This is a genomic window from Azospirillum sp. B506 (assembly GCF_000333595.1).
Lineage (GTDB): Bacteria > Pseudomonadota > Alphaproteobacteria > Azospirillales > Azospirillaceae > Azospirillum.
This window is the reverse complement of record NZ_BADK01001125.1, coordinates 1-1,234: the sequence shown is the minus strand read 5'-3', so window position 1 is coordinate 1,234 and position 1,234 is coordinate 1. Positions and strand designations below refer to the sequence as shown.

Here is a 1,234-nt window from a genome sequence, read left to right as displayed (position 1 = left end):
GGCCGACGGTTTTCTCCGAGCTCGCGACCAGTGGCTATATGTCAACCCACTGTCAGGCGGGACCCAACGTCAATTTGTATGTCTGCTTCTGGCGCTTTGCCGCCGATCGGGCTGTCTGGGACAACGGATTTACGGAAGGCCGGCGATCCGCCGATGCGGATCGCCGGAATGGTGGCGCTCAGGCGCCGCCGTCGCCGAAGCGCCAGACCGGGATGCCGAGGCGCCGGGCCTTGTCGGCGAGGTTGGCGGCGATGCCTGAACCGGGAAAGGCGACGATCCCGATCGGCAGCGCCTCCAGCAGACGGTCGTTGCGCTTGAACGGGGCGGCCTTGGCGTGGCGCCCCCAGTCGGGACGGAACAGCACCTGCGTCACCTTGCGGTGCTCGGCCCAGCAGGCGGCGACCCGCTCGGCCCCCTTCGGACTGCCACCGTGCAGCAGCACCATATCCGGGTGCTTGGCGCGGACCTTGTCGAGCACCGCCCAGATGCGGTGATGGTCGTTGCACTCCGCCCCGCCGGTGAAGGCAATCCGTACCCCGGCCGGCAGCAGTGGTTCGGTCTCGGCCCGGCGTTTGGCGGCGAGGAAATCCCGGCTGTCGATCAGCGACGCCGTCAGGGTGCGGTGGCTGACCAGCGAGCCGGCGTGCGGTCGCCAGCCAGAACCGGTGTGTTGCTCGAACAGGCTGGCGGCGTGGTCGCGAAAAACCTCCATGGCGGTGCGGCGCTCGATCAGGGTCAGCCCCTCAGCCAGCAGCCGCTCCAGCTCGACCGAGCGGATTTCCGAACCGTCCTGCTCGCGCTGGCTGCGCTTCTGGGCGTCCTCGTTGTCGTCGAGTTCGCGCTGCACCCGGTCGGCAGCGCGGTGGAACAGATTGACGGTGGACCATAGCAGGTCGGCGAGATCGGGCTCGAGGCGGGTATCCTGCAGGGTCGACACCACGGCGTCGAAGACGTCGGCCAAGGCGGCGCGGATGGCGGTCTCGTCGGGCAGCGGCCGGGGGTCGGGATCGTCCTGGAACGGCCGATGGCCGTAGAGCTGCAGTTCGGTCAGGGCGTGATCGGTGGGAGAGGAGGCGTGACGGGGCTCGAACTCGGCGGCGTCGTGGTCGTTCGCCATGGCGGGTCGTCCTTCGGTTCTCGGATCGGCCGCGCCCATCGCGGCCTTCGTGGCGATCCCTTCGCGGCGGGCAGGTCGGGTCTGCACCCTTGGGTGCAGCGCAGCGAGGACGGCGGC

At 69.4% G+C, this 1,234-nt stretch carries 1 protein-coding gene; it reads right to left on the bottom strand.

Annotation, left to right across the window (positions count from 1 at the left end):
* Positions 1-178: 178 nt before the first annotated feature.
* Positions 179-1,117: a DUF2493 domain-containing protein gene (locus tag I71_RS34230; protein ID WP_042704768.1), complete on the bottom strand. Its 939-nt coding sequence runs from the start codon at positions 1,115-1,117 to the stop codon at positions 179-181.
* Positions 1,118-1,234: the final 117 nt, after the last annotated feature.